28 protein-coding genes are annotated in these 23157 nt (G+C 72.1%); 9 read left to right on the top strand and 19 right to left on the bottom strand.

The features are described from left to right. The first annotated feature begins 124 nt into the window (after positions 1-124). Positions 125-970, top strand: a complete 846-nt coding sequence (locus ABZ193_RS13445; protein ID WP_027932757.1) for an inositol monophosphatase — start codon at positions 125-127, stop codon at positions 968-970. A gap of 36 nt (positions 971-1006) precedes the next feature. After that, positions 1007-1387: a zinc-ribbon domain-containing protein gene (locus ABZ193_RS13440; protein WP_354710048.1), complete on the top strand. Its 381-nt coding sequence runs from the start codon at positions 1007-1009 to the stop codon at positions 1385-1387. On the opposite strand, the gene ABZ193_RS13435 is transcribed toward ABZ193_RS13440, so the two are convergent. From ABZ193_RS13435 to menD, 4 genes are read right to left on the bottom strand one after another with little or no spacing between them, the layout of a single operon-like run. Further along, positions 1384-1851, bottom strand: a complete 468-nt coding sequence (locus ABZ193_RS13435; RefSeq protein WP_237336221.1) for a dihydrofolate reductase family protein — start codon at positions 1849-1851, stop codon at positions 1384-1386. The two genes, ABZ193_RS13440 and ABZ193_RS13435, sit on opposite strands and share 4 nt — an antisense overlap. Positions 1852-1873: 22 nt before the next feature. Beyond that, positions 1874-2359 carry a DUF3592 domain-containing protein gene (locus ABZ193_RS13430; RefSeq protein WP_237336222.1) on the bottom strand — a complete coding sequence of 162 codons (486 nt, stop codon included), beginning with the start codon at positions 2357-2359 and terminating at the stop codon, positions 1874-1876. 24 nt (positions 2360-2383) lie between these two features. Further along, complete coding sequence (locus ABZ193_RS13425) at positions 2384-3883, bottom strand: M1 family metallopeptidase (RefSeq protein ID WP_237336223.1); 1500 nt, start codon at positions 3881-3883, stop codon at positions 2384-2386. Between the two features lie 56 nt (positions 3884-3939). Further along, positions 3940-5604 carry a 2-succinyl-5-enolpyruvyl-6-hydroxy-3-cyclohexene-1-carboxylic-acid synthase gene (gene menD, locus ABZ193_RS13420; RefSeq protein ID WP_020417404.1) on the bottom strand — a complete coding sequence of 555 codons (1665 nt, stop codon included), beginning with the start codon at positions 5602-5604 and terminating at the stop codon, positions 3940-3942. A gap of 57 nt (positions 5605-5661) precedes the next feature. Between menD and ABZ193_RS13415 the strand changes: the two genes are divergently transcribed. From ABZ193_RS13415 to ABZ193_RS13400, 4 genes are read left to right on the top strand one after another with little or no spacing between them, the layout of a single operon-like run. Continuing rightward, positions 5662-6585: a 1,4-dihydroxy-2-naphthoyl-CoA synthase gene (locus ABZ193_RS13415; RefSeq protein ID WP_020417403.1), complete on the top strand. Its 924-nt coding sequence runs from the start codon at positions 5662-5664 to the stop codon at positions 6583-6585. Between the two features lie 7 nt (positions 6586-6592). Next, a complete protein-coding gene (gene menE, locus ABZ193_RS13410) occupies positions 6593-7741 on the top strand; it encodes an o-succinylbenzoate--CoA ligase (protein ID WP_354710047.1) in 1149 nt (382 codons plus the stop codon). A gap of 31 nt (positions 7742-7772) precedes the next feature. Next, a complete protein-coding gene (locus tag ABZ193_RS13405; RefSeq protein ID WP_020417401.1) occupies positions 7773-7913 on the top strand; it encodes a hypothetical protein in 141 nt (46 codons plus the stop codon). Between the two features lie 23 nt (positions 7914-7936). Beyond that, on the top strand, positions 7937-8809 hold the full coding sequence (locus tag ABZ193_RS13400; RefSeq protein WP_354710045.1) for a 1,4-dihydroxy-2-naphthoate polyprenyltransferase: 873 nt from the start codon (positions 7937-7939) through the stop codon (positions 8807-8809). Here ABZ193_RS13400 and ABZ193_RS13395 read toward each other — a convergent pair. Genes ABZ193_RS13395 through ABZ193_RS13385 form a run of 3 tightly spaced genes read right to left on the bottom strand, consistent with a single transcriptional unit; the run spans position 8802 to position 10625 of the window. After that, complete coding sequence (locus tag ABZ193_RS13395) at positions 8802-9875, bottom strand: PLP-dependent cysteine synthase family protein (RefSeq protein WP_237336226.1); 1074 nt, start codon at positions 9873-9875, stop codon at positions 8802-8804. The two genes, ABZ193_RS13400 and ABZ193_RS13395, sit on opposite strands and share 8 nt — an antisense overlap. Beyond that, complete coding sequence (locus tag ABZ193_RS13390; RefSeq protein WP_020417398.1) at positions 9859-10140, bottom strand: DUF4229 domain-containing protein; 282 nt, start codon at positions 10138-10140, stop codon at positions 9859-9861. Before ABZ193_RS13390 ends, ABZ193_RS13395 begins: the two co-directional genes overlap by 17 nt. An 11-nt stretch (positions 10141-10151) precedes the next feature. After that, a complete protein-coding gene (locus tag ABZ193_RS13385; protein ID WP_237336227.1) occupies positions 10152-10625 on the bottom strand; it encodes an Lrp/AsnC family transcriptional regulator in 474 nt (157 codons plus the stop codon). A gap of 212 nt (positions 10626-10837) precedes the next feature. Between ABZ193_RS13385 and ABZ193_RS13380 the strand changes: the two genes are divergently transcribed. Then, positions 10838-11047: a BldC family transcriptional regulator gene (locus ABZ193_RS13380; protein ID WP_020417396.1), complete on the top strand. Its 210-nt coding sequence runs from the start codon at positions 10838-10840 to the stop codon at positions 11045-11047. A 131-nt stretch (positions 11048-11178) separates the two neighbouring features. Next, positions 11179-11352 carry a hypothetical protein gene (locus ABZ193_RS13375; protein ID WP_017986422.1) on the top strand — a complete coding sequence of 58 codons (174 nt, stop codon included), beginning with the start codon at positions 11179-11181 and terminating at the stop codon, positions 11350-11352. Between the two features lie 225 nt (positions 11353-11577). Here ABZ193_RS13375 and ABZ193_RS13370 read toward each other — a convergent pair whose 3' ends face one another. Genes ABZ193_RS13370 through ABZ193_RS13355 form a run of 4 tightly spaced genes read right to left on the bottom strand, consistent with a single transcriptional unit; the run spans position 11578 to position 16051 of the window. Beyond that, the gene (locus ABZ193_RS13370; protein WP_020417395.1) at positions 11578-12678 is read right to left on the bottom strand and encodes a MinD/ParA family protein; all 1101 of its coding nucleotides are present in this window, start codon (positions 12676-12678) and stop codon (positions 11578-11580) included. Beyond that, a complete protein-coding gene (gene ccsB, locus ABZ193_RS13365; protein WP_354710042.1) occupies positions 12678-13676 on the bottom strand; it encodes a c-type cytochrome biogenesis protein CcsB in 999 nt (332 codons plus the stop codon). Before ccsB ends, ABZ193_RS13370 begins: the two co-directional genes overlap by 1 nt. A 6-nt stretch (positions 13677-13682) precedes the next feature. After that, positions 13683-15281: a cytochrome c biogenesis protein ResB gene (locus tag ABZ193_RS13360; RefSeq protein ID WP_354710041.1), complete on the bottom strand. Its 1599-nt coding sequence runs from the start codon at positions 15279-15281 to the stop codon at positions 13683-13685. Then, entirely contained in the window at positions 15278-16051 is a 774-nt protein-coding gene (locus ABZ193_RS13355) for a cytochrome c biogenesis CcdA family protein (protein ID WP_017986418.1), read from the bottom strand. Before ABZ193_RS13355 ends, ABZ193_RS13360 begins: the two co-directional genes overlap by 4 nt. Before the next feature lie 121 nt (positions 16052-16172). On the opposite strand from ABZ193_RS13355, the gene ABZ193_RS13350 reads away from it, so the two are divergent. After that, the gene (locus tag ABZ193_RS13350) at positions 16173-16739 is read left to right on the top strand and encodes a hypothetical protein (protein ID WP_237336230.1); all 567 of its coding nucleotides are present in this window, start codon (positions 16173-16175) and stop codon (positions 16737-16739) included. Here ABZ193_RS13350 and ABZ193_RS13345 read toward each other — a convergent pair. The 8 genes from ABZ193_RS13345 to ABZ193_RS13310 form a co-directional block, all read right to left on the bottom strand. Beyond that, positions 16676-17251 carry a TlpA disulfide reductase family protein gene (locus ABZ193_RS13345; RefSeq protein ID WP_237336231.1) on the bottom strand — a complete coding sequence of 192 codons (576 nt, stop codon included), beginning with the start codon at positions 17249-17251 and terminating at the stop codon, positions 16676-16678. The two genes, ABZ193_RS13350 and ABZ193_RS13345, sit on opposite strands and share 64 nt — an antisense overlap. After that, a complete protein-coding gene (locus ABZ193_RS13340) occupies positions 17248-17874 on the bottom strand; it encodes a histidine phosphatase family protein (RefSeq protein WP_020417390.1) in 627 nt (208 codons plus the stop codon). Before ABZ193_RS13340 ends, ABZ193_RS13345 begins: the two co-directional genes overlap by 4 nt. Beyond that, positions 17871-19172 (bottom strand): glutamate-1-semialdehyde 2,1-aminomutase, encoded by a 1302-nt coding sequence (gene hemL / locus ABZ193_RS13335; RefSeq protein WP_027935775.1) that lies wholly within the window; start codon positions 19170-19172, stop codon positions 17871-17873. The genes ABZ193_RS13340 and hemL overlap by 4 nt, the downstream gene beginning before the upstream one ends. Positions 19173-19197: 25 nt before the next feature. Further along, entirely contained in the window at positions 19198-19542 is a 345-nt protein-coding gene (locus ABZ193_RS13330) for a hypothetical protein (RefSeq protein ID WP_020417388.1), read from the bottom strand. A gap of 12 nt (positions 19543-19554) precedes the next feature. Continuing rightward, entirely contained in the window at positions 19555-19977 is a 423-nt protein-coding gene (locus ABZ193_RS13325; protein ID WP_354710040.1) for a hypothetical protein, read from the bottom strand. Between the two features lie 3 nt (positions 19978-19980). After that, entirely contained in the window at positions 19981-20499 is a 519-nt protein-coding gene (locus tag ABZ193_RS13320; protein WP_020417386.1) for a hypothetical protein, read from the bottom strand. Between the two features lie 49 nt (positions 20500-20548). Beyond that, entirely contained in the window at positions 20549-21520 is a 972-nt protein-coding gene (gene hemB, locus ABZ193_RS13315) for a porphobilinogen synthase (RefSeq protein WP_354710039.1), read from the bottom strand. A 79-nt stretch (positions 21521-21599) separates the two neighbouring features. Further along, a complete protein-coding gene (locus tag ABZ193_RS13310; protein WP_354710038.1) occupies positions 21600-23135 on the bottom strand; it encodes a bifunctional uroporphyrinogen-III C-methyltransferase/uroporphyrinogen-III synthase in 1536 nt (511 codons plus the stop codon). Positions 23136-23157 lie beyond the last annotated feature (22 nt).

The raw sequence follows: 23157 nt of genomic DNA, 5'->3' as shown, positions 1-23157 counted from the left end.
GGTCCGGTTCGGGGAGAAAAGCCCGCGTGACCACGGGACCAACGGTGCCCGAACTTCACGAAGCTTTCTCCGCTTCACCTGGGTGTCGCGTCCCGGACATCTGCTGCCGCCACACTCGGCTGGCGTGACCCTCCTCTCCGCCCGTCCACCCCACCCGGTCGAACCGGGCTTGCTGTCGCGAGCGCTCGAGGTCGCCGGGCGGCTGGCCAACGACGCCACCGACGTGATCACGGCGACCGCGGGCCGGGGCGCCCACCCGGACGTGGCGGACTCGCCGTTCGACTGGGTCACCGACACCGACCGCATCCTGGAGCGGCACACCCGCCGCGTGCTGACCGCGGAGTTCCCCGGCATCCCCGTCGTCGGCGGCGAGTTCGGGGCCGACACCGGCGCGGACTCGGCGGCCTACCGCTGGGTGGTGGACCCGGTCGACGGAACGGCCAACTACGTCGCCGGGGTGCCGTGGTGCGCCTACAGCCTCGCGCTGGTGGACGCGTCCGGACCGGTCGTCGGGGTGGTCGCCGACCCCTACCGCGCCCAGATCTACGCCGCCGCCCGCGGCCGCGGCACGCGCGCCAACGGCAAGCCGGTCAAGCTGGTCGACCGGGACCGCATCGCCGGGTCGATCGTGTGCACCGAGCTGGCCCGCAAGGGGCCGTGGCCGGGCATGGGCTCGTTCATCGAACGCGCCGCCGAGGCGCACGCCGGGGTCCGCGTGCTCGGCTCGGCCGCGTTGTCGATCGCGCAGGTCGCGCTCGGGCACGCCATAGCCGCGGTGCTGCACAGCTACCACGAGTGGGACGTCGCCGGGTCGGTCGCGCTGGCCATCGAGGCCGGCGCCGTCGTGCTCGACCGGCGCGGGTCGGACAGCCCGCTGCCCACCGACGGCCTGCTCGTCGCCGCGCCCAGCGTCGCCGAGGAAGTCCTGTCGTGGTGGCAGGAAACCGAACGGGGCATCCGCGCGTCCTAGGGTCCGCACAAGATCACGGACCCGGGAGAACACCACATGCTGATCTACGGCTGGCGCAAGAGCGTCCAGGAGCTGGCCACCGCGACCTACCTGTGCGGGAACTGCCAGAACCCGAGCGCGCACGCGCTGCGCCGCGCCGTCACGAAGTTCACGCTGTTCTTCATCCCGCTGTTCCCGATCAGCTCGAAGTACTTCACGGTGTGCACCTTCTGCGGCATGACGAACAAGCTGACCAAGGACGAGGCGCAGCAGGTCCAGGCCATGCAGCAGCAGGCGCCGCAGCCCGTGCCGCAGCAGCCGCCCGTGCCGCAGGCCGGTTACCCGCAGGCCGGGTACCCGCAGCCGGGTCACGCGCCGCAGCAGCACGTGCAGCAGTACCCGCAGCAGCAGATCCAGCCGCCGCGCCAGGGGTTCTAACGCGCCACGCGGTAGCGGAGGAAGGCGACCTTCCCGCTGAGAGTGCGGTTTTCGACGAGTTCGAGGTCCACCCGGCGCTCCCGGCGGGCGAAGAACGGGGTGCCACCGCCGACGAGCACCGGGTGGACCCGCACGAGGTACTCGTCGATCAGCCCGGCCGCGGCGACCTCGGCGGCGAGGGTCGCGCCGCCGATCGCGATGTCGCCGTCCCCCGGCTCGGCGCGCAGCCGCTCGATCTCCTCGGCCGGGCTGCCGGAAGCCAGCCGCGCGTTGCCCTCCACCGCGGACAGCCTGGTGGAGAACACGACCTTGGGCATCGCCTTCCAGATCGCGTCGACGCCGCGCACCTCCTCGATGGCGAGGCGGAAGACCTCCTCGGTGGGCGCCGACCAGTCGAACCGGCCGTCCGGCCCGACGATGTAGCCGTCCAGCGAGACGGACATGGAGTAGGTGACGCTGCGCACGGGAGCCCCTCGCTGCCGGAGGTCAGCCGGACTTCACCGGAGTCTCGGCCTCGGCGAGGGCGACCTCCGGCTCGGTCACCGCCGGCTCGCGGCGCAGTCGCTGGCGGATCAGCCAGGCCACCGCGCCCGCGACCACCCAGGTGATCAGGATCGTGGTGCCCAGCGGCAGCAGCGTCAACGTGGCCGTGCGGCCCGCGACGCGGGCCAGGTCCGGGTCGGTCGCGTCGTACTCGATGCGCACCAGGTCGCCCGCGACCAGGCCGCCCGGGTAGAGCACGCCGTTGGACGGGCTGTGCACGATGCCGTCCGGCGTCTCGAACCGGATGATCGTCCGGTCCCAGGCCACCGCGTCCACCTCGGCCGTCGCCGTGCCCAGGTTGCCGGTGATCGCCTGGTCGTTGCGGATCGCGGCGAGCAGCAGCCCGGCGCAGAGCACGGTGATCACGACGGCGACGGCGAGCACGCAGCGACGGCCGATCTTCAGCCACCACAGAGTCCTCGCCGTCACTCCACCGAGCATAGAAGGTGCGGGTTAACGGCTGTCTCCGGCCGCCAGCAGCTGGTGAGTGCGCTGGATGGCGGGGTAGGACCGCGGCTGGGCGGCGGCACGCAGGGTCGCCGCGCCGTTCGGGCCGGTGGCCGGCTTGCCCGCGGTGAACAGCCAGGTCTGGAACAGCTGCTGCAGCGGCTTGCCGGAGACCTCCTCCGCCAGCGCGACGAAGTCGCTGATGCGGGCGTCGTCACCCCGGTGCCGGGCCACCCAGGTGCGCAGGATCGTGAAGAACGCGTCGTCGCCGACGGCGGTCCGCAGGGCCTGCACGGCCAGCGCGCCGCGGTCGTACACGGCGTCGTCGAACTGGTTGGCCGCGCCCGGGTCGCCGGGCAGGACCTGCCAGAACGGGTCGTCGGTCGGGTAGGAGTCATAGACGTACTGGGCGAGCTCGGCCGCGGTGCCCTCGCCCTGGTGCTCCGACCACAGGTACTCGGCGTAACTGGCGAAGCCCTCGTTGAGCCAGATGTCGCTCCAGCGGCCCAACGAGACGGAGTCGCCGAACCACTGGTGCGCGTTCTCGTGCGCGACGACCGAGGTGTTCGTCCCGGAGACGAAGAACTTGTTGCTGTACACCGGCCGCGTCTGGGCCTCCAGCGCGAAGGTCAGGCCGGTGCTGACGACCCCGCCCTGAGCCTCGAACGGGTACTCGCCGAACTGGCTCGCGAGGAACTCGACGATCTCCGGGGTGCGCTCGACGCTGGCCTTCGCCGCGCCCAGCGAATCGCCGGTGGCCGGGTCGTAGGCGGTGACGAACGGCTGCCCGCCGGGCGTGGTGGCCTGGTTGACCTCGAACTTCCCGACTTCGAGGGTGGTCGCGTAGGTGTTCTGCGGCTGGGTGCTGCGCCAGTTCCAGCGCGTCCAGCCGGCCCGCTGCTTGGTCTTGCGGACGAGCGTGCCGTTGGACAGGGCGGCGACGTCGTCGGGCACCTCGACCGAGACGTCGTAGGTGGCCTTGTCGGTCGGGTGGTCGCTGGCCGGGTACCACCACTGCGAGTTCTGCGGCTCGTCGACGGCGAGCGCGCCGTCCGGGGTCTTCTTCCACGCGGTGTAGCCGTCGATGACGACCTTGGACGGGGTGTCGGCGTAGGTGACGACGACGGTGACCGGCTGGTTCTTCGCGAGCGGCTTGGCCGGGGTGACCTCCAGCTCGCCCTCGCGGACGGTCCGGAAGGCGGCGGGCACGTTGTCGACCCGGATCCCGCTCACGTGGAGCCCGAAGTCGAGGTCGAAGCTGGACAGCTCCTGCGTGGTCCTGGCGAGGATCGTCGTGGTGCCGGCGAGCTGGTCGGTGGCCGGCTGGTAGGTGAGGCGGATGTCGTAGTGGGCGACGTCGTAGCCGCCGTTGCCGGCGTACGGGTAGTAGGGGTCGCCGGCTCCGGCAGCGCCCGGGGCGGGCGCGGCGGAGGCGGTCGAAGCGAGGAGCACGATCGCGATTCCGGTGGTCACGGCCCCCAGGCCGGCGCGAGTTCGCAGACGCATGGCGGGGACGCTAGCGGGAAAACTTCCCACCGGACACGTCCGAAAGATGGTTCCCGCTAACTGAGAGCGGTGGACACCGCCGAGCGGATGCGGGCGTGCAGGTCGCGGTGGCGCGACCGGTCCACCTGCACCTCGACCACCCGCAGACCGGGCGCCGGGCGCAGCGCCTCGCGGAACTCCTCGATCGTCCCGGCCCGCACGTGCGGGATGCCGAACCCGGCGCACAGCGCCGAGAGGTCCGCGCCGTGCGGGGTGCCGAACACGTGCTCGAACGCGTCCCGGTGCTCGGGCGCCCCTTGCTCCAGCAGCGAGAAGATCCCGCCGCCGTCGTCGTTGAGCACCACGATCGTCAGGTCCGGGCGCGTCTCCGGCGGCCCGGCAAGCAGGCCGTTCACGTCGTGCAGGAACGTCAGGTCGCCGAGCAGCGCGTACGACTGCCCGCGGTGCACCGACGCCGCGCCGATCGCCGTCGACACCGTGCCGTCGATGCCCGCCACGCCACGGTTGCGGTGCACCAGCACGTCCGGCCGCATCCGGCCGGCCAGCGCCACGTCCCGCGCCGGGTTGGACGAGCCGACCACCAGCAGCGCGTCCGGTGGCAGGGCGTCGACCAGCTCGGACGCCAGCCGCAGCCCGCTCGGCCACTGCTCGCGCCGCAACGCCGTGCCGACCGCCTCGTTCGCCAGCGCGTCCGCCCGCTGCCACGCGGCCAGCCACTCCGGATCGGCCGGCTTGGTCGGCGAGTCGAACCACTGCCCGACCTGCCGCACGTTGTGGGCGGGCGCGGGCCAGTCCGAGTCCGGGCGGACCAGCAGCACCTCGACGTCGGAGTCCGACAGCAGCTGCTGGATCTGGCGGAACACCGTCGGCCTGCCCAGGCACAGCACCTGCTCCGGCTTGTGCCGCCGGATGAACTCCTCGGCGCCGAGCAGCCACACGCCCGACGAGATCGCCGACGTCCCGAGCAGGCCCAGCCCGCCGGTCTCCGAGATCACCGGCCAGCCGTGCTGCTCACCCCACTCACCGGCCGCCCGCACCCCGCTGTCGCACGCGATGACCAGACCGCAGCGCGCCGACGGGACCACGAACGACGGCAGCGCGCCGAAGTCCGGCAGCTCGGTCCAGCGCTCCCCGCCGGGGCGGCCCTCCAGCGACTCGAACCACTCGTCGTCGCCGTCGGGCACCAGCGGCTCGCGGAACGGGACGTTCAGGTGGACCGGGCCGCACCGCCATTCGCCGTACGCCGCGTTCCATGCCCGGCAGATCTGGCTGCGCCAGTACGCGTTCTGGCCACCGCGCCGCTCGGCGACGGCCAGCTCGTCGAAGTACCGCACCGCGCCGCCGTAGAGCCGCTGCTGCTCGATGACCTGGTTCGCGCCCGCGGCCCGCAGCTCCGGCGGGCGGTCGGCGGTGAGCACGATCAGCGGGACCCCGGCGCGGTCGGCCTCCAGGACGGCCGGGTGGAAGTTCGCCGCCGCGGTGCCGCTGGTGCAGACCACGGCGACCGGTCGTCCGGTGCGCGCCGCGATGCCCAGCGCGAGGAAGCCCGCGCCCCGCTCGTCGATGCGGACGTGCAGCTGGAGGCGCCCGGCGGCGGCCGCGTCGTACAGCGCCAGCGACAGCGGCGCGTTGCGCGAACCGGGGCAAAGCACCACGTGCGAGACGGTGTTGCGGACGAGTTCGTCCACGATCACCTTGGCCTGGGCGGTCGACGGATTCACCGGGGACCCCCCGGCGTGTCACCCGTCACCACAGTCACACGGCCTATTCTCCCAAACGTGCATGACGCCCAGGTTTCCGAGCTGTTCGACCCGTCCGCCTGGACCGAAATCGAGGGTTTCGGTTTCACCGACATCACCTATCACCGTTCCGTCGAGGCCCGCTCCGGCAAACGCGTCGTGCGCGTCGCGTTCGACCGCCCCGAGGTTCGCAACGCCTTCCGCCCGCACACCGTCGACGAGCTGTACCGCGCTCTCGACCACGCGCGGATGAGCTCAGATGTCGGCTGCGTCCTCCTGACGGGGAACGGTCCCTCGCCGAAGGACGGTGGGTGGGCGTTCTGTTCCGGTGGTGACCAGCGTATTCGCGGTCGGTCCGGGTATCAGTACGCGAGCGGCGAGACCTCCGACACGGTGGACCCCGCGCGGGCCGGCCGCCTGCACATCCTGGAGGTCCAGCGGCTGATCAGGTTCATGCCGAAGGTCGTGATCGCGGTGGTCCCTGGCTGGGCCGCGGGCGGCGGGCACTCGCTGCACGTGGTGTGCGATCTCACCCTCGCCTCGGCCGAGCACGCGCGGTTCAAGCAGACGGACGCCGACGTCGGCTCGTTCGACGGCGGGTTCGGGTCGGCCTACCTGGCACGCGAGGTCGGGCAGAAGTTCGCGCGGGAGATCTTCTTCCTCGGCCGCGAGTACACCGCCGAGCAGATGCACCGGATGGGCGCGGTCAACGCGGTCGTCCCGCACGCCGAGCTGGAGGCCGAGGCGCTGCAGTGGGGCTGGGAGATCCTCGGCAAGTCGCCGACGGCCCAGCGGATGCTGAAGTACTCGTTCAACCTGATCGACGACGGGCTGGTCGGGCAGCAGGTCTTCGCGGGCGAGACCACCCGGCTGGCCTACATGCAGGACGAGGCCGTCGAGGGGCGGGACGCGTTCCTGCAGAAGCGGGACCCCGACTGGTCCGCCTTCCCCTACTACTACTGAGGTGCGCGTGCGCGAGGTCTGGCTGCGGGGTCCGGAGTCGGTCGACGAGCTGGCCGGGGCACTGGCCGCGGCGCTCGACGGGGGCGAGGCGGTGCTGCCGCTGGACGGCGGCGACCCCAAGGCCGCCGGGCTGCTGGCGGGCATGCGGCCGGACGAGCCGGTGGAGCCGGGCACCGCGGTGATCATCGCGACCTCCGGGTCCACCGGCGAGCCCAAGGGCGTGCTGCTGTCCGCCGAGGCGCTGCAGGCCTCCGCGGCGGCCACGCACGCGCGGCTCGGCGGGCCGGGACGGTGGCTGCTCGCCACGCCCGCGAACTACATCGGCGGCCTGCAGGTGCTGGTCCGGTCGATGCTGGCCGGACAGCCGTTCGCGGTGCTGCCGCCCGGGCCGTTCCGGGCGGAACGCTTCGCCGAGGCCGCGCGGCCGGTGCTCGCCGGGAACGGGCCGCGCTACACCGCGATGGTTCCGACCCAGCTGACCCGGCTGCTCGACGCCGGCGGCCCCGGCCTGGACGCGGCAAAGGCGTTCGACGCGATCATCCTCGGCGCCGCCGCGACCACCCCGGCCTTACGCGCCCGCGCCAAGGAGGCCGGGGTGCGGATCGTCCCGTCCTACGGGATGAGCGAGACCGCGAGCGGCTGCGTCTACGACGGGGTGCCGCTGGACGGGGTCGACGTGCGGATCGCCGACGACGGCCGGATCCTCATCTCCGGGCCGGTGCTCACCCACGGCTACCGGCTGCGGCCCGACCTCACCGCGGCGGCGTTCGACGGCGGCTGGTTCCGCACCGGGGACCGCGGGCAGCTGCGCGACGGGCGCCTGGAAGTCCTCGGCCGCCTCGACGACGTGATCAACACCGGCGGGGTGAAGGTGTCCGCGGCGGCGGTGGAACGCCTGATCACGTCCCTGCCCGGGGTGCGGGAGACGTGCGTCGTCGGGCTGCCGGACGCGGAGTGGGGCCAGGTCGTGGCGGCCGCGGTCGTGCCCGAGGGCGAGGTGCCGGACGTGGACGAGCTGCGGGCGGCGGTGCGTTCGGCGGCGGGTGCGGCGGCCGTGCCGAAGCGGGTCGAGTTCGTTACCACACTCCCGCTGCGCGGGCCCGGCAAAATCGACCGAACAGCGGTCGCGGAGCAGATTTTTCCCCCGGTTGGTTGACATCCGGGGCGGGCCGTTTTTCAGTTAGCCAATGATCTCGCTGAAACGTCTCCTGGTCGCGGCCGTCGGTGCCGCGTTCGCCGTCCTCGCGGTGGCCGGCACGGCGGCGGCCGATCCGCCCCTGCCGGACTCCGGCACGCTCACCTGGTCCGTACCGGTCGCCGCGGAGTAAGCGCGCTCGACGAGAATGCAGTCATGGCGACTGTGACGGAGTGGATCGAGGGTGCCCGGCCGCGGACGCTGCCCAACGCGGTGGCTCCCGTGGTGGCGGGCGTGGGGGCGACGATCCAGCTGGGGGCGTTCACCTGGTGGCAGTCGTTGCTGGCGCTCCTCGTGGCGCTCGCGCTGATCATCGGCGTCAACTTCGCCAACGACTACTCCGACGGCATCCGCGGCACGGACGCCGACCGGGTCGGGCCGCTCCGCCTGGTCGGCTCCGGTGCCGCGGCGCCGAAGCTCGTGCTCACCGCCGCGCTGACCTGCTTCGGCGTGGCCGGGGTGCTCGGGCTGGTGCTGGTGGCGGTCACCGGGCGGTGGTGGCTGCTCGCGATGGGGGCCGCGTGCATCCTCGGCGCCTGGTTCTACACCGGCGGCCGGAAGCCCTACGGCTACGCGGGGCTCGGCGAGGTCGCGGTGTTCATCTTCTTCGGCCTGGCCGCGGTGCTGGGCACCGTGTACGTGCAGGCCGGGCGGATCAGCTGGGAAGCGCTGGGGGCCGCGGTGGCCGTCGGGTGCTTCTCGATGGCCGTACTGGTGGCCAACAACCTGCGGGACATCCCGACCGACCGGGTGGCCGGGAAGGTGACCCTCGCGGTGCGGCTTGGGGACGCCGGCACGCGGCGGTTCTACCTGGCGCTGATCGCGGTGCCGTACGCGGTGACGGTGCTGCTGGCGGTGTGGCACCCCTGGCTGCTGATCGCGCTGGTGACGGCGCCGCTGCTGCGGACCCCGGTGCGGGTGATCACGAGCGGGGGGAACGGGCCGGGGCTGATCCCGGTGCTGAAGGACACCGGGTTGGCGATGCTGGCCTGGTCGGTGCTGACCGCCGTGGGACTCGCGGTCAGCTGACCCACTTGCCCGTCGCCAGGAACCGCTCCATGCGGGCCGTGTGCGGGGTCAGGTCGAAGCCCTGCTCGGCGATCCAGTCGTCGTTGTAGTAGGTGTGCGCGTACCGCTCGCCGCCGTCGCAGATGAGGGTTACCACGCTGCCCACCTGGCCGGCTTCGAGCATGCCCGCGATGATCTCGAAGGCGGCGTAGAGCGCGGTGCCCGTCGAGCCGCCCGCCCAGTGGCCGGTGCGCTCCCGCAGCAGCCTGATCGCCGCCATGGACGCGGCGTCCGGAACCTGGATCATGTGGTCGATGACCGTCGGCACGAAGGACGGCTCCACGCGCGGCCGTCCGATGCCTTCGATGCGTGACGGCATGCCCGTGGTGTAGTCCATCGCGCCGGTCTGCCACGCCCCGTAGAACGACGAGTTCTCCGGGTCGGCCACCGCGATCTTCGTGGTGTGCCGCCGGTAGCGCACGTACCGGCCGAACGTCGCGCTCGTCCCGCCGGTGCCCGCGCCCACCACGATCCACGACGGCACCGGATGCCGTTCCGCGCGCATCTGCGCGAACACCGACTCCGCGATGTTGTTGTTGCCGCGCCAGTCCGTCGCCCGCTCGGCGTAGGTGAACTGATCGAGGTAGTGCCCGCCGCACTCCGCGGCCAGCCGCTCGGCCTCGCTGTACATCGCGGACGGCACGTCCACGAAGTGACACCGCCCGCCGTAGAACTCGATCAGCTCGATCTTCTCCCGGCTGGTCTTGCGCGGCACCACCGTCACGAAGTCCAGCCCGAGCATCCGCGCGAAGTACGCCTCGCTCACCGCGGTCGAGCCGCTGGACGCCTCGATCAACGTCGTTTCCGGGCCGATCTGCCCGTTGACCAGCGCATAGAGCAGCAGGGACCGCGCCAGCCGGTGCTTGAGCGAGCCGGTCGGGTGCACCGACTCGTCCTTCAGGTACAGGTCCACGCCCCACTCGGGCGGCAGCGGGAAGCAGTGCAGGTGCGTGTCGGCGCTGCGGTTGGCGTCGGCCTCGATCAGGCGGATCGCCTCGCGCACCCACGCCCTATTCGTCGCCGGCATCCTCGCCCCGCAGCTGGGCCCGCAGCTTCGCGCGCTCCCGCGCCCGGTGCTCGTTGCGCACCGCGAGACCTGCGGTGACCCGCGCATTCAGCTTGCGGAACACGAGCAGCCCGACCGGCAGGCCGACCACCACACCGACGGCGACGGCGACCAGCAACGGCACCTTCACCAGGACGAGCACGGCCGCCACGACGACGATCAGCCCGAACCGCGCGAGCAGGTAAAGCGTCAGGTCACGGCCCAGATGAGTACGGGTCTCGCTCACGTTTGACGAGCCTACGCGCCGGTCTGCGGCGGGTCTTCCAGCACCGTGTTGTTCGGCCTGCCCTCAAAGCGCGTGGACAGCACCACCGTGGTCCGCGTGCGCGCCACCCCGGCGATCCGGCGCAGCCTGCCCAGCGTGTGCTCCAGGTCGTCGACCGTCGGCACCCGCACCTTCACCACGAACGCCTCGTCCCCGGCGACCGCGTAGCAGCTCTCGACCTCGGGCAGCGCCCCCAGCTCGTCGGCCACGTCGTTGTCCTCGGCGGTGTCGGTCGGCTGGATGCCGACCAGCGCCGTCACGCCGAGACCGACCGTGCTCGGATTGACGGTCGCGTGGTACCCGGTGATCACCCCGGCCGCCTCCAGCTTGCCGACGCGCTCGTGCACGGACGACGCGGACAGGCCCACGGTTCTGCCCAGCTCCGCGTAGGTGGCACGGCCGTTCAAGCGCAACGCGGCGATGATCTTGCGGTCCAGGGCATCCACGCGGACCAGCCTAGGCGGCCTTTACCCACGGCCCGCGACCGCTGCCGGCACCGTTGCTTAGCGTCCACAAGCTGGGCGTTTTGTCCATTACTTACCCTTTACTCTTCGACAACCGTTCGAGTACCTGGCGGGTGAGATGCCACGATTGCCGTGTTGATCGAACCGGGGCGTCGACCTCCGGTTTAGCAGTTTGGTCGTGAAGGAGGCGGAAAATGACCGCTAGCACGGGAGGGCGCCTGCTGACGCCCGGCGAAGTCGCCGCGTTGTTCCGGGTGGACCCGAAGACCGTGACCCGGTGGGCGACCGCGGGCCGCATCGGCTCGATCCGCACCCCCGGTGGGCACCGGCGGTTCCGGGAGTCCGAGGTCAACGCCCTGCTGGCCGAGCTCACCACGGACGCGAACGAACCCGCGCGCGTCTGAGCAGGTGGCGAGAACCCCGCGGACCGGCCCGGCCGGACCCGCGGGGCCCGGGCGCGTCAACCGGAACTCACGCCGGAGGGGTTACCCTCGGTACAGCAGTTCCGCGCCAACGCACTCGGAAGGGAGCGGGGATGATCTACCTGCTCGCAGCGATCGGAGCGCTCACCATCGCTGTCCTGTTGTGGCGAGCCTTCGGCCCCGAGCACGTCGGGGTGTCCTCGCGAGCGACCGTCCCGCCGGACGACGACCCCGAATTCCTGCGCAAGCTCGGCGAGCAGAAGCCGCCGAAGTCCGAGGAAGACTGATCGCCTGCTCTTCTCCACCTGCGCAACTCGCACCGCCGCGGGTTCTCAGGAGCCCCCTCGCGAGGACAGCGCCGACGTGGTGACGGCACTGTCGCGCGGAGCGATCCCACAGCCCGGGAACACGGCGGCGCGAAGCGCCTCGATGAGGGGCGGTGGTCGGGTGGCGGGCGGGATTCCGAGGTTCCGCTACCCGCACCGCTGCGTGGGCCGCCTCTGGAATTCTCTCTACCGTTTACCGGGGAAGGCGTCCGCCATCGTGGCCGCCAACTCCAGGAGCGCCATGCGCGTCTCCGGTGTCAGGCGCTCCAGCTCGATCTCCGCGCCCTCTTCGAGGTGCGGGTCGAACGGGATCCGGCACACCGCGCGGGTCCGCGCCGCGAAGTGCGCGGCCAGCTTGTCCAGGTCCACCGAGCCGGCCTTCGGGCGGACCGAGTTGATCACGGTCACCGACCGCTTCACCAGGTCGCCGTAGCCGTGGGCGTCCAGCCAGTCCAGCGTCGCCGAGGCGCTGCGCGAACCGTCGACCGAACCGGACGACACCACGACCAGCGCGTCGGCCGCGTCCAGCACGCCCTTCATCGCCGAGTGCATCAAGCCGGTGCCGCAGTCGGTGAGCACGATGTTGTAGAAGTGCTCCAGCAGGTTGACCGTGCGCAGGTAGTCGCTCTCGGAGAACGCCTCCGACACCGCCGGGTCCTGCTCGCTGGCGAGGATCTCCAGCCGGCTCGACCCCTGTGACGTGTAGGCCCGGACGTCGCTGTAGCGCGTGATCTTGTCCGCGTCCCGCAGCAGGTGCCGCACCGTCGCCGTGGTCTCGATCGGGATCTTCTGCGACAGCGTGCCGCGGTCCGGGTTCGCGTCCACCGCGATCACCCGGTCACCACGCAGCGCCGCGAACGTCGAGCCGAGCGTGGTGGTGATCGTGGTCTTGCCGACCCCGCCCTTGAGGCTCAGCATCGCGATGCGGAAGCACCCGCGCAGCGGCTGGTTCACCCGCGCGACCAGCTCCCGCTGCCGCTGCTCCTGCGGGCTCTCCCCCGGGTTGATCAGCTTGCCGGAGGCGACGTAGACCGCCTTGCGCCAGCCCGACTGGGGCACGCGCTTCGGCGGCCGCACCGGGCGGTCGGGCGCGGCGTGACGCGGCCGCGAGGGCTGCGGCAACGGCGGGTACGGGTACTGCGGCTGCCCGTACTGCTGCTGTTGCAGCGGGGGCAGGTTCGGGTCGTAGCCGGGCTGCTGGTGCCGCGGCGGCGGAGGAGCCGGGTGCGAGGTGGAGTCGGTTCGTTCGTCGGAGAAGTAGGACTCGGGTTCGCGCGGCTCGGTCATCAGCCGACCCCGGCGTAGGAATGCAGGCCCGTGGTGACGAGGTTGACGAAGAACAGGTTGAACACCGTCACCGCGAAGCCGACGGTGTTGATGACCGCCGCGCGGGTGCCGCGCCAGCCCGCCGTCGCCCGCGAGTGCAGGTAGGCGGCGTAGACGATCCACGCGATGAACGCGGTGGTCTCCTTCGGGTCCCAGCCCCAGAACCGGCCCCAGGCGGCCTCGGCCCACACCGCGCCGCACAGCACGCCGAACGTGAACAGCGGGAACGCGAACACGGTGGTGCGGTAGGCGATGCGGTCGAGCACGTCGGCCGCGGGCAGCCGCGAGCCGAACCGGGCGAAGCGCTTCGGGTCGCGCTCGTGCGCCGAGCGGACCAGGTACAGGATGCTGGCGACACCGGGCACCAGGAAGATGCCGGACGACGCGGCCGCCGCGGAGACGTGGATGACCAGCCAGTACGACTGCAGCGCGGGCTGGACCGGCGCGGCGACGGTGTAGAGCATCGTGCCGCCGACGAACATCAGGATGACGACCGGCAGCAGCAGGAAGCCGGACAGGTGGCGGGCCGGGAACTTGCGGATCACCACGAGCCAGGTCACCACGGCGATGAACGTCACCGCCATGATGTATTCGTACATGTTGCCCCACGGCACGCGGTGCGTCGCCAGACCACGCAGCACCAGCGCGGCCAGGTGCAGCAGCGCGCCCAGGACGGTCAGCGCGGCGCCCATGCGGCCGATGCGCTCGGCGCGGCCACGGGCGGCGCGGGCCGCGGGAGTTTCAGCCGGAGGGGTGACGGTCTCGGTGCTGTCCGGGCCGCCGGCGCCGACGAGTTCACGCGCCCGCTCCCGGGTGCGCTCGGCCGCGCGGCGCCCCTTGGCGCCGAAGGACTGTTCGATGAGGAAGAAGACCAGCGCCAGTACGTAGATCGCGGTCGCCGTCGTGTAGGACCAGTCGCTGTACTGGGACAACGTTTCATCAACAACAGCGCCCGGCATTTCCGCTTACCTCCGTTTGCCTGTGAGCAGCTCTTCCGCGATCCGGGTGAACTCCTCGCCGTAGCCCGCCTGGTCGGTGCGGGCGAGCCCGCCCACCGCGACCACGGTACCCGTCCCGCCCTCGCCGGCCGGGACGACCCGCACCCACAGCCTGCGACGTTTGATCAGCAACGACAACCCGAGGCCGAGGAACATCGCGACCGCGAACCCGAGCACGTAGGTCTGGGTCGGGTCGTGCGAGATCTGCAGCGACACGAAGCGCTGCACCCCGTCGAACCGCACCACGGTGCCGTCGTCGAGGGTGACCGACTGGCCGACGTTCAGGTTCGAGCGGGCGACGCGGCTGAGGCGGCCGTCGTCCACCATGGACTGGTCGATGGAGAAGATCGACTGGCTCTGCCCGGAGTCGAGGCCGAGGTCGCCGCGCATCACGTCGACCGCGACCATCGGGTTGGTCATCTCCGGGCCGCCGCCGGTCAGCACCCCGCCGTGCAGCAGGCCGTCCGGCGCGAACAGGCCGGTGATCGCGAGCTGCTTGGTGCGCCGCTCGAACGGGTCGGTGATGTTCGGCGGGTCGAACTTGGTCGCGCCCTCGTTGAGCGTCCCGGTGCCGTCGGTCGGGCGCCATTGCGTGGCCTGCGTGCGGGTGGTGCCGTCCGGCCAGGTGATCGTGAAGATCGGCGAGTAGCCGTTGCCCAGCAGGTAGACGCGGTCGCCTGCCAGGCGCAGCGGCGAGTTGACCTCGAGCAGGTAGTCGCGCCAGGTGCCGGTCTCCAGGTCCGCGCCCGCCTGGTACTGGACGTTCGACTTGTACTGGATCGGCTGGCCGGCCTCGGTGAACTCGGCGGTGAAGTCGTTGACCTTGACGCAGAACGGGTTCAGGTCGGTGCCGTCGACGCGCAGGCCGGGGGTGAACGAGTCGTAGGCGTAGATCCCGGAGTTGCAGAACTGGGACCCGTTGGCCTGGACGATCACCTGGCCCTCGTAGGTGTACATCTTGCCGAGCGCGAACGCGATGATCAGCCCGAGCATCCCGAAGTGGAAGACCAGGTTGCCGGTCTCGCGGAGGTACCCGCGCTCGGCGCTGATCGTGCGGGCCCCACCCTCCTCCGCGCGCTCGACGCTGCGCCAGCCCTTGAGCCGATCGCGAGCGGCGGCGATGACCTCGTCCGGGTCGCGCGGCGTGGTGGCCTCGGCGAAGTGCGGCAGCCGGGACAGGTTGCGCGGGGTCAGCACCGGCTTGGCGCGCATCGACTTGAAGTACTCGACGCTGCGCGGCAGCAGGCAGCCGATCAGCGAGATCATCAGCAGCAGGTAGATCGCCGAGAACCAGACGCTGGAGTAGACGTCGAAGAACTGCAGGCGGTCCAGCAGCGTGCCCCACCAGCCGTGGTCGGCGATGTACTGCTCGGTCTTCGGGGCGTTCAGCGTGCGCTGCGGCAGCAGGGCGCCGGGCAGCGCAGCCAGCGCGAGCAGGAAGAGCAGGATCAGCGCGGTGCGCATCGCGGTGAGCCCGCGCCAGGTGTTGCGCAGGAACGCCAGGACACGCTTGGCGGGCGAGTTGCGGTACGGCTTGGGGTCCGGGGGCGCTTCGGTCGCGGTCACAGCGGCAGCACCGTGTCCGTGACGAAGGCGTCGCGCAGCCAGCTGACCAGCTCGCCCCACAGGCCGGTGACCAGCAGGACCCCGACGACGAGGAGCAGCCCGCCGCCGAAGATCTGCACCCGGCGGCCGTTGCGGCGCAGCCAGTCGGTGGCGCGCACGGCCCAGCGCGCGCCGAACGCGATGAGCAGGAACGGCAGGCCGAGGCCCAGGCAGTAGACCAGGACCAGCAGGAACCCGCGGGCGCCGCTGGAGCCGGTGCCCGCGGCCAGCGCGAGCACCCCGGACAGCGTCGGGCCGATGCACGGCGTCCAGCCGAGACCGAACACCGCACCCAGCAGCGGCGCGCCGAGCAGGCCGCCGCGCGGCACGCGGTGCGACCGGACGTCGCGCTGCAGGGCCGGGATGAGGCCGAGGAACACCAGGGCCATCGCGATCGTCACCACGCCGCCGACGCGCTGCAGCAGGTCCTGGTTGACCAGCAGGGCGTCGGCGAGCCACACCAGGCTGCCGACCCCCGCGGCGAACACGACGGTGAAGCCGAGGACGAACAGGCCGGCCGCGCCGACGACGGCGTAGCGGCCCTTCTTGCGGTCCTCGTCCGCGGTCACGGCGGGCGCGTCCGCGCCGACCAGCGCGGCGAGGTAGGCGAGGTAACCCGGCACGAGCGGGACGACGCACGGCGAGGCGAACGAGATGGCGCCGGCGAGCAGGGCGACCCCGGCGGCGAGCAGCAGCGGCCCGGAGGTCGCCAGCTCGGTCACGGAGTTCACGGTTCGAGGGTAAGCAGTGAGTTCGGTGTGAGTTCACCGGGATGGTCTCGGCCGATCGGCCGAGGACGGCGAGCTCTTCGACCGAAGCCGGCGCCGTGGTCCGCACCATACCTTTTCGCCCATGACGATTCCGCTGCGTGTCCACGCGTCGCTGTCCGTGCTGGTCGGAGCCCCGCTGGTGTGGGAAATCACCCGCACCGAAGTCGCCTGGCGCTCGGTCCCGTTCCTGCTGTGCTGCGCGCTGACCGCCGCCGCGCCGTGGGCCGCGCTGCACCTGCGGTGGTGGGCCGGGGCGCTGATGGCCTCCGCCGGCGTGCTCGGCTCGGCCGGTGCGCAGCTCGCGATGGACCACCTCGTCACCCGGCCCGAGGTGGTGAACCTGCCCGCCGTGCAGGTCGCCGGCGTGCTCGCGGTGCTGGTGATCGTCCTGCGCGGCGCCGGGAAGTGGGGCGCCCCGCTGGGCGTGGCCGGGCTGACGCTGTCCACCGCCGCGGCCGCCGTCGCGATCCAGCAGTGGGCGCGGGTCTCGCCCCAGCTCGCGACACCGCACCCGCCGACGGTCGCCGGGACCGCGTTCCTGCTGTTCGGCGGCGCGCTGGCGCTCGGGGTCTTCCTGCGCTCGGGTTATTCGGCCGCGAGCCGCTGGACCACCGGCTCGATGTCGCTGGCCAGGATGGACCGCAGGTAGACCGCGGCCACCCGCTGCTGCTTGTCCAGGATGATCGTGGACGGCACGACGTTGCGCGGGTAGCCGGACAGCTGCAGCAGGCTGCGGCCCGGCGGGTCGTAGATCGACGGGTAGGTCAGCTGCCGGTTGCGCACGAAGTCCTGCGGCGCCGAGCGGTCGTCGTCGCGGACGTCGAGGCCGAGCACCTGCACGCCGTTGGCCTGGTGCGCCAGGTAGAGCTTCTCCAGCTCCGGCGCCTCGGTGCGGCACGGCGCGCACCACTGGCCCCAGATGTTGATCACGACGACCTTGCCGGCGTAGTCCGCGACCGAGATCGTCTTGCCCTCGGTCATCAGGTCCTCGCCGGACAGGTTCGGGATCGGCTGCCGGTCGGCGCCCTCGTAGAGGATGTCGGTCTTGCCGCCGGGCGCGACGAACTCGAAGTTGCTGCCCTGCGACACCGCGTCGTTCCCGGTGCTGCACCCGGCGAGCACGCAGAGGCTCGCCAGCACGGCCGCGAGGATCCGCTTCATGCCCCGGTCACCTTCGGGTCGGTGGCGCCGGCCGGCTCGCTGTAGACGATCTTCACCAGCTCCTCGCCGTCGAAGACCAGGCTGGTCAGCGACGCGAGCGAGCACTGGCGGCGGCGCGGGTCGTGCCACAGCGGCTTGGCCTCCAGGAACCGGCGCAGCGTCCAGATCGGCAGCTGGTGCGACACGCACAGCGCCTCGTGGCCCTCGGCCTTGGAGCGGGCCCGCAGGACCGCGCCGAGCATCCGGTGCGCGATCTCCACGTACGGCTCGCCCCACGAGGGCAGGAACGGGTTGCGCAGCTTCGACCAGTGCCGCGGCTGGCGCAGCGCGCCGTCGCCGACCGCGACCTTCTGGCCCTCGAACATGTTGCCCGCCTCGATCAGCCGCTCGTCGGTCTGCACGTCGAGCCGGTGGGCCGCGGCGATCGGGGCCGCGGTCTCCTGCGCGCGCTGCAGCGGCGAGGCGACCACGTGGGTGATGTCGTGGGCGGCGACGGCCTCGGCGACCGTCAGCGCCTGGCGGCGGCCGCGCTCGGACAGGTGGAAGCCGGGCAGGCGGCCGTAGAGGATCCCCTCCGGGTTGTGCACTTCGCCGTGCCGCAGGAGGTGCACGATGGTCGTCACTGACGCGCCTCCGCAGCGGCCTTCGCGGCCGCGGGCAGCGCGGCCTCGATGACCTCGAACGCCGCGTCGTCCATCGCGGAGTTGACGAACCAGGCCTCGAACGCGCTCGGCGGCCCGTACACGCCGCGTTCCAGCAGCGCGTGGAAGAACGGCGGGAAGCGCCAGGTGTCGGCGCTGGTGGCGTCGTGGTAGTCGCGCACCGGCTCCTCGCGGAAGAACACGCTGAGCAGGTTCCCGGCGTAGGCCACGTGGTGCGGCACGCTCGCCTTGGTCAGCGCCTCACTGAACAACGCGCCGAGGCGCTGCGAGTTGGCGTCGAGGCGGCGGTACACCTCGTCGTCGGCCGCGCGCAGGGTCGCCAGGCCGGTGGCCACCGCGACCGGGTTCCCGGACAGCGTGCCGGCCTGGTAGACCGGGCCGGTCGGGGCGAGCCGGGCCATCACGTCGGAGCGGCCGCCGAACGCCGCGGCGGGCAGCCCGCCGGACATGACCTTGCCGAAGGTGTACAGGTCGCCGGGCACGCCTTCGATGCCGAACCAGCCGGACCGGGACACCCGGAAGCCGGTCATGACCTCGTCCATGATCAGCAGCGCGCCGTTGTCGTGCGCGATGTCGCGCAGCTGCGCGTTGAAGTCGCCGGCCGGCGCGACCGCGCCCATGTTGCCCGCGGCGGCCTCGGTGATGATCGCCGCGATCGAGTCCGGGTTCTCCGCGAACGACTGCCGCACGGCCTCGATGTCGTTGTAGGGCAGCACGATCGTGTCCGCGGCCTGCGCCCCGGTCACCCCGGGCGAGGTCGGCAGGCCGAGCGTGGCGACGCCGGACCCGGCCTGGGCGAGCAGCGCGTCGACGTGCCCGTGGTAGCAGCCGGCGAACTTGATGATCTTGCTGCGGCCGGTGAACCCGCGGGCCAGCCGGATCGCGCTCATCGTCGCCTCGGTGCCCGAGTTGACCAGCCGCACCTGGTGCACCGGGTCGACCCGGTCGATGATCTCCTCGGCCAGCTCGACCTCGCCGATCGTCGGCGTGCCGAACGACAGGCCCGAGCTCGCGGCCGCGCGGGCCGCCTCGACGACCGCCGGGTGCGCGTGCCCGAGGATCATCGGCCCCCACGAGGACACCAGGTCCACGTAGCGGTTGCCGTCCGCGTCCCACAGGTGCGGGCCCTCGCCGCGCACCATGAACCGCGGCGTGCCGCCCACCGAGTTGAACGCCCGCACCGGGGAGTTCACCCCACCCGGCGTCACAGCGGCGGCGCGGTCGAACCATGCCCTGGACTTGTCGACTGCTTGCGTCACAGACCCCAGTCTTGCAAAGGTCCCGTCAGGCCTGGTTCAGGTGTCCGGTGAAGTAGCCGAAGTCGTCCTCGTCGCGCTCGGACTCGCGGCTCTTGCGGCGGCGCTTGACGCGCACCGCGAGCAGGACCTCGCGCACGGCGTCGACCAGCAGGACCCCGGCGACCACGCCGAGGCCGATCGCGCCGGACATCCAGCTCCCGACCCAGCGCGTGCTGGTCAGGACGGTGCCGTCGGTGAGGGTCACCACGACCGTGTGCACGCCCTGCTGCCACAACTGGAACGCGCCCCACACGGCGACCGCCGCGAGCAGCACCTCGGCCAGCGCGACCACCGCGCGCACGGGCTGGTTGAGGCGGGCCTGTTCAGTCACGTGAGCAGCCTCTCATGCCGTCCGCGCCTGGCGCAGCGCGGTCCGCAGCGCCTCGACGTCCTTGGCCCAGGCGAGCACGACGGTGCCGTCGGTGAGCCGGATCGGCAGGGCCTCGTACTTGTTCGGGGTGGTCCAGCCGCCGCCGAGGACCCGCGCCCCGGTCGGCGCGCCCACGTCGGTGACCTCGGCGATGTCGGTCAGCGGCAGGCGTTCGCGGCCCTGCCACAGCGCGTCGCCGGTGACGCGGACGGTGAGGAACCGCCGCCGCGCGTAGACCCAGGGCGCGGTGATCGCGGCCAGCCCGAGGCCGACGATCACCCACGCGACCGTGTGCGTGGTGCCGGTGAGCAGCTCGGCCAGGAACCCGAGCAGGGCGAAGCCGGGCCCGTACGCGAGGGCCGTCCAGCTCGCTCCGCGCTCCAGGTACCGGTCCACGGCTTACCGGCGGCCGACCTTCGGGAAGAACGGCTGCACCGACGGGATGTACATCAGCGCCAGCGCGACGAGGCTGAGCAGCGTCGCGATCAGCGAGATGCCGGTGTAGGCCTGCATCACGAACTGGAACACCAGCGTGATCGCCACCAGGACCGTCAAGACGGTGCGCGCGGAGCGGGTGCCCTGCCGCGCCTTCCAGGCGAACAGCACGAAGAAGGCCGCGAACGACACCGAGCCGACCAGCAGCATCGCGAACAGCACCGTGGTGCCGGAGGCGATCTTGTCCGGGGTGATCTGGGTGTTCGTGTTGGCCTTGACCAGGGTGTCGATGACCTGCTGGCGGGCCAGGAACACCACCAGGTAGGCGATGACGAGGACCACCGCCGAGGCGACCCACAGCCAGAACGACACTTGCACCGGCCTCGGCGGCTCGGGCCGTTCGACCTCGTCGCCCGGCAGGCTCGGCGCCGGGGGCAGGCCCTGGGCGCGGCGCTCGTCGTCCGATTCGTTCCCTGCGGTCACCCTGAAGAGCCTACTGCGCACGTGGAGGGCACTGGCAGCGGCCGCTGGCTCAGTCGAGCCAGGCCGCCGCTTCCGTCGCCCAGTACGTGAGGATCATGTCCGCGCCCGCCCGGCGGATGGACGTCAGCACCTCGAGGATCGTGCGCTCGCGGTCCAGCCAGCCGTTCGCCGCGGCCGCCTCGACCATCGCGTACTCGCCGGAGATGTTGTACGCCGCGACCGGCACCGGGGACGCGTCGGCCGCCAGGCGGATCACGTCCAGGTAGGACAGCGCCGGCTTGACCATGATCGCGTCGGCGCCCTCTTCGACGTCCAGCTCGATCTCACGCAGCGCCTCGCGCGCGTTGCCCGGGTCCTGCTGGTACGTCTTGCGGTCGCCCTTGAGCTGGGAGTCCACCGCCTCGCGGAACGGGCCGTAGAACGCGCTCGCGTACTTGGCGGAGTAGGCCAGGATGCCGGTCTCGGTGTGGCCGGCCTCGTCGAGCGCCCGGCGGATCACGCCGACCTGGCCGTCCATCATGCCGCTCGGTCCGAGCAGGTGCGCCCCGGCTTCGGCCTGAGCCACGGCCATGTCCGCGTACACCGCCAGCGTCGCGTCGTTGTCCACGGCTCCGCGGTCGTCCAGCACGCCGCAGTGGCCGTGGTCGGTGAACTCGTCCAGGCAGGTGTCGGCCATCAGGACCGTCGAGTCGCCGAGTTCCGCACGCAGGTCGCGCAGGGCGACGTTGAGAATGCCGTTCTCGTCGACCGCGCCGGAGCCGGTCGCGTCGCGGTTCGCGGGAACGCCGAAGAGCATCAGCCCGCCGACGCCGGCCTGCACCGCTTCGACGGCCGCCTTGCGCAGCGTGTCCCGGCTGTGCTGGACGACGCCCGGCATGCTCGAAATGGGCCGCGGCGCGGTGGCGCCCTCGGCGACGAACATGGGCAGGATCAGCTGACGCGGCCGGAGGGTGGTCTCACTGACGAGGCGCCGCAGCGCCGCCGTGCTCCGCAACCGGCGGGGACGATGCTCGGGAAACACGCCATCGACGGTACTCCGGCGGCGGAACGCGCTCGGGGCCGCCCGTGGGATCTCACGGACGGCCCCAACGGGCTGACGATCAGGAAGAACGCCGGGTGCGCTTCGCCTTCCGCGGCGGCGGCAGGGCGCCCTCCGCGCGCAGCTTGGCGGCGTGCGCGGCGAGCGCGTCGACCAGGTGCGGCACGTCGGCCACCTCCGGCTGCACGTCCACCCGCAGGCCGAACTCGACCGCGGTCTCCGCGGTCTTCGGCCCGATGCACGCGACCAGCGTGCGGGTGTGCGGCTTGCCCGCGATGCCGACCAGGTTCCGCACGGTCGACGACGAGGTGAAGCACACCGCGTCGAACCCGCCGGTCTTGATCATCTCGCGGGTCTCGGCCGGCGGCGGCGCGGCGCGGACGGTCCGGTAGGCCGTCACGTCGTCGACCTCCCAGCCGCGGTCCACCAGGCCGGCGGACAGGGTCTCGGTGGCGATGTCGGCCCGCGGCAGCAGCACGCGGTTCACCGGGTCCAGCACGTCGTCGTACGGCGGGAACTCGGCCAGCAGGCCCTCGCTGGACTGCTCGCCCTGCGGGATCATCTCCGGGTTGATGCCGAACGCGCGCACGCGGGCCGCGGTGGCCTCGCCGACGCAGGCGATCTTCACGCCGGAGAAGGCGCGGGCGTCGAGGCCGAACTCCTCGAACTTCTCCCACACCGCCTTCACCGCGTTGGCCGAGGTGAACACGATCCACTGGTAGCGGCCGTCGACCAGGCCCTTGACCGCGCGCTCCATCTGGGCGGGGCTGCGCGGCGGCTCGACCGAGATGGTCGGGACCTCGTGCGAGGTGGCGCCGTGGATGCGCAGCCGCTCGGCCATCTCGCCGGCCTGCTCCTTGGTGCGCGGCACCAGGACCTTCCAGCCGTAGAGGGCGCGCGACTCCCACCAGGACAGCTTCGACCGCTGCCCGGCCTGCTCGCCGACGGTCACCACGAGCGGGCCGACCAGCTCACCGGCGTCCTGCGACAGGCTCGCCAGCGTGGTGTCGACCGTGCGCTGGGTGTTGATCGTGCCGTTGGCGGTGACGGCGACCGGGGTGGTGCCTGCCAGGCCGTGCTCGGTCAGCGCGCCCGCGGCCTCGGCCAGCTGGCCGGACGTCGCGTGCAGCACGATCGGGCCCGGCGCCGCGGCCACCTTCGCCCAGTCGACGTCGCCGCGGACGTCCACGTCGGTGTAGCTGCCGCCGAGCGCGATGCCGGCGTAGGCGGGCACGGCCGAGCCCGGCGTGATGCCGGGGACGACCTCGAAGACCGCGCTGGTCTTCGAGACGGCCTGCACCTCGGCGACGGCGGCGGCGCTGGTCAGCGGGTCACCGCTGGACAGGCGCAGCACGAGCCGTCCGCCCTTGGCCTCGTTGGCGAGGTCCTTCGCGACCTCGGCGGGCTCGCCGACGGCGGGCCTGACCTCGGCGTCCGCGCTGGCGCCCGCGAGCACGCCGGCGGGCACGTCCGGGTCGGTAACCACGACCTCGGCCTTCGCCAGGAGCTCCTGGGCACGTACGGTCAGCAGTCCGGCGTCGCCGGGGCCGGAGCCCACGAAGGCGACGCGCCCAGCGGTTGTCCGCGCGGGGGTCATCGTGTCTTTCTCCTATGAGTCG

The organism is Amycolatopsis sp. NPDC006125 (assembly GCF_040614195.1).
GTDB classification, from domain to species: Bacteria; Actinomycetota; Actinomycetes; order Mycobacteriales; family Pseudonocardiaceae; genus Amycolatopsis_E; species Amycolatopsis_E tucumanensis.
This window is presented reverse-complemented; position numbering and strand designations above follow the sequence as displayed.

Coding starts and splice junctions, on each gene's coding strand:
- ABZ193_RS13310 (WP_354710038.1), bottom strand. CDS start 23,135: ATGACCCCCGCGCGGACAACCGCTGGGCGCGTCGCCTTCGTGGGCTCC.
- ABZ193_RS13400 (WP_354710045.1), top strand. CDS start 7,937: ATGGCGACTGTGACGGAGTGGATCGAGGGTGCCCGGCCGCGGACGCTG.
- ABZ193_RS13370 (WP_020417395.1), bottom strand. CDS start 12,678: ATGACCGAGCCGCGCGAACCCGAGTCCTACTTCTCCGACGAACGAACC.
- ABZ193_RS13350 (WP_237336230.1), top strand. CDS start 16,173: ATGACGATTCCGCTGCGTGTCCACGCGTCGCTGTCCGTGCTGGTCGGA.
- ABZ193_RS13345 (WP_237336231.1), bottom strand. CDS start 17,251: ATGAAGCGGATCCTCGCGGCCGTGCTGGCGAGCCTCTGCGTGCTCGCC.
- ABZ193_RS13425 (WP_237336223.1), bottom strand. CDS start 3,883: ATGCGTCTGCGAACTCGCGCCGGCCTGGGGGCCGTGACCACCGGAATC.
- ABZ193_RS13375 (WP_017986422.1), top strand. CDS start 11,179: ATGATCTACCTGCTCGCAGCGATCGGAGCGCTCACCATCGCTGTCCTG.
- ccsB (WP_354710042.1), bottom strand. CDS start 13,676: ATGCCGGGCGCTGTTGTTGATGAAACGTTGTCCCAGTACAGCGACTGG.
- ABZ193_RS13405 (WP_020417401.1), top strand. CDS start 7,773: ATGATCTCGCTGAAACGTCTCCTGGTCGCGGCCGTCGGTGCCGCGTTC.
- ABZ193_RS13395 (WP_237336226.1), bottom strand. CDS start 9,875: ATGCCGGCGACGAATAGGGCGTGGGTGCGCGAGGCGATCCGCCTGATC.
- ABZ193_RS13380 (WP_020417396.1), top strand. CDS start 10,838: ATGACCGCTAGCACGGGAGGGCGCCTGCTGACGCCCGGCGAAGTCGCC.
- ABZ193_RS13440 (WP_354710048.1), top strand. CDS start 1,007: ATGCTGATCTACGGCTGGCGCAAGAGCGTCCAGGAGCTGGCCACCGCG.